The 2982-nt window shown below is 67.3% G+C and carries 3 protein-coding genes; all 3 read left to right on the top strand.

All coding sequences use genetic code 11. The annotated features are described in order from the left end of the window. Positions 1–172: 172 nt before the first annotated feature. Positions 173–1285: an aromatic ring-hydroxylating oxygenase subunit alpha gene (locus tag ACXJKR_RS28700; protein ID WP_457325736.1), complete on the top strand. Its 1113-nt coding sequence runs from the start codon at positions 173–175 to the stop codon at positions 1283–1285. After that, entirely contained in the window at positions 1285–2187 is a 903-nt protein-coding gene (locus ACXJKR_RS28695) for a DMT family transporter (protein WP_457325735.1), read from the top strand. Before ACXJKR_RS28700 ends, ACXJKR_RS28695 begins: the two co-directional genes overlap by 1 nt. Next, positions 2184–2982, top strand: a 799-nt coding sequence (locus ACXJKR_RS28690) for a sulfurtransferase (protein ID WP_457325733.1), incomplete at its 3' end; no start/stop codon positions are given. The genes ACXJKR_RS28695 and ACXJKR_RS28690, both read left to right, overlap by 4 nt.

Raw genomic sequence — 2982 nt, 5'->3', positions numbered from 1 at the left:
CCGTCGGACGGAGGACGCGGGCATGCGTAGAATCCCGAACCTCTCGCTCGAGCGCGCACGCGCGTGCCTTCGGGCTCCCCTTTTCACACCTAGCAACCTGGCCGACTCGGCAGCCCCGAGATGCGCCGGAGGGACGCAGCACCTCTACCCGCCTGAAAGACCCGCCTGGATCATGTCCGACCTGAGTCTTCCCGTCTCGGCGCTCAAACGCAGCCAGACCCAGCTCCCGGTGAGCGCCTATTTCGACCCCGATCTGTTCCAGCGCGAGCAGGCCAGCATCTTCCAGCGAGGGCCCCGCTACGTCGGCCATGCACTGGCCGTCCCCGAAATCGGTGACCACTACGCCCTGCCGCAGGAGGGCGAAGGCCGGGCATTGGTGCGCTCAAGCCAGGGGATCGAGCTGATCTCCAACGTCTGCCGCCACCGCCAGGCGCTGATGCTCAAGGGTCGCGGCAACACCCAGGCCAACATCGTCTGCCCGCTGCACCGCTGGACATATTCACATCAGGGCGAGTTGATCGGTGCGCCGCACTTTGCCGAAGACCCCTGCCTGAACCTGAACCGCTACAAGCTGCGGGAATGGAACGGCCTGCTGTTCGAGGACAACGGCCATGACGTCGCCGCCGAGCTGAGCAAGCTGGGCCCGCGGGCGCAACTGGACTTCAGCGGCTACGTGCTCGACAAGGTCCAGGTCCACGAGTGCAACTACAACTGGAAGACCTTCATCGAGGTCTACCTTGAGGACTACCACGTCGGCCCCTTCCACCCGGGCCTGGGCGGCTTCGTCAGCTGCGACGACCTGGCCTGGGAGTTCGGCAAGCACCATTCGGTGCAGACTGTCGGCGTGCACAAGGACCTGGAGCGCCCCGGCTCGCCGGTCTACCAGCGCTGGCACGACCAACTGCTGAAGTTCCGCGAAGGCCGCCCGCCCGAGGCCGGCGCGATCTGGCTGACCTACTACCCGCACATCATGGTCGAGTGGTACCCGCATGTGCTGGTCGTGTCGACGCTGCACCCGGTGTCGCCGCAGAAGACCGTCAACCTCGTCGAGTTCTACTACCCCGAGGAGATCGCCGCTTTCGAGCGCGACTTCGTCGAGGCCCACCAGGCCGCCTACATGGAAACCTGCGTGGAAGATGACGAGATTGCCGAGCGCATGGATGCCGGCCGCAAGGCGCTGATGATGCGCGGCGACAACGAGACCGGCCCCTATCAAAGCCCGATGGAAGACGGCATGCAGCACTTCCATGAATGGTTCCGCAACGAGATCGGCGCTCCTCTCTGATGCCGGCCTCAGTGCTCATGGTGGCGGCGACGCTGTTGTTCGCCACCATGGGCGTCTGCGTCAAGCTGGCCAGCGAGTTCTACGCGGCCAGCGAGATCGTCATGTACCGCGGCCTGGTCGGCTCCGTGATGATGGCCCTGCTGTCGCACCGCCAGGGCTTGAGCCTCAAGACCCGCCTGCCCGGCATGCATCTGTGGCGCAGCATCTCCGGCGTCACCTCGCTGTGCCTGTGGTTCTACGCCATCAGCCACCTGCCGCTGGCCACGGCGATGACGCTGAACTACATGTCCTCGGTGTGGATGGCCCTCTTCCTGCTCGGCGGCGCCGTGCTGATGGGTGCCCAGCGGCTGGACTGGCGGCTGATGGCTTCGGTGCTGCTGGGCTTTGTCGGCGTCGCGCTGATCCTGCGCCCGACGCTCGATCAGCAGCAGCTCTGGTACGGCCTGGCCGGCCTGCTGTCGGGCATGATCGCCGCGATGGCCTACCTCCAGGTCACGGCCCTGGGCCGCGTCGGTGAGCCCGAGCTGCGCGTCGTCTTCTACTTCTCGGTCGGCGGCTGTGTGGCGGGCGCCGTCATCACGGCTGTCACCCAGGGCGGCCTGCAGAGTCACACGCTGTGGGGTGCCTTCCTGCTCCTTGCCGTCGGCGTGCTGGCCACGACCGCCCAGGTCTGCCTGACACGCGCCTACTCCATCGGCCGCCCGCTGGTGAACGCCTGCCTGCAATACCTGGGCATCGTCTTCTCCTTCATTTACGGCATGCTGCTGTTCAAGGACCCGCTGACTTGGCACGCCACCTTCGGCATGCTGCTCATCATCGGCGCCGGCCTCGCGGCCACGCTGCTGCGCTCCAAGGTCGCCCCTCCAGCAAAAGACAGCCAGTTCAACCCCGCTGAGTCATGAGCTACACCACGCTGATCACCCCCGCCGAGCTGCGAGCGCTCTCGAACCCGCTGATCCTCGAAGGCAGCTTCGACCTCGCCGACACCAACGCCGGCGAGCGCGCCTATGCGGCCGGTCACATTCCCGGCGCCTTCTATCTGCACCTGGACCGCGACCTCTGCGGCGACAAGACCGGCCCCGATGGGTCTTTCCGCGGCCGCCACCCGCTGCCCGAACGCGAAGCCTTCGCTGCGCTGATGCGCCGCCTGGGCCTGGCCGCCGGCCGCCAGGTTGTCGCCTATGACCGCCAGGGCGGCCCTTACGCCGCCCACATCTGGTGGATGCTGCGCTGGCTGGGCCATGCCGAGGTTGCCGTGCTGGATGGCGCCTGGGACGGCGAGATGACGGCCGACTCCTCCACCGCCACGCCCACCGACTGGCAACCCGGCCAGCCCCTGGTCGGCCAGATCGACGCCGCCACGCTGCTCAAGAAGCTCGGCAACGTCCGCCTCATCGACGCCCGCGCCGCCGAGCGCTTCCGTGGCGAGGTCGAGCCGCTGGACAAGGCCGCCGGCCACATCCCCGGCGCCAGCAACCGCTTTTTCAAGGACAACCTCGGCGCCGACGGCCGCTTCAAGCCTGCGGCCCAACTGCGTGCCGAATTCCAGCCCTTGCTGGCACCGCACAGTGCCGGCGCGGTGGTCCAGCAATGCGGCTCCGGTGTCACCGCCTGTCACAACCTGTTGGCCATGGCCCACGCCGGCCTGGGCGACAGCCTGCTCTACCCCGGCTCCTGGAGCGAATGGTCGTCAGACC

This window comes from Roseateles sp. P5_E11 (genome assembly GCF_054049355.1).
The sequence above is the reverse complement of the archived record's forward strand: the minus strand, read 5'-3'. Positions and strand labels throughout refer to the sequence as shown.

Coding starts and splice junctions, on each gene's coding strand:
- ACXJKR_RS28695 (WP_457325735.1), top strand. CDS start 1,285: ATGCCGGCCTCAGTGCTCATGGTGGCGGCGACGCTGTTGTTCGCCACC.
- ACXJKR_RS28700 (WP_457325736.1), top strand. CDS start 173: ATGTCCGACCTGAGTCTTCCCGTCTCGGCGCTCAAACGCAGCCAGACC.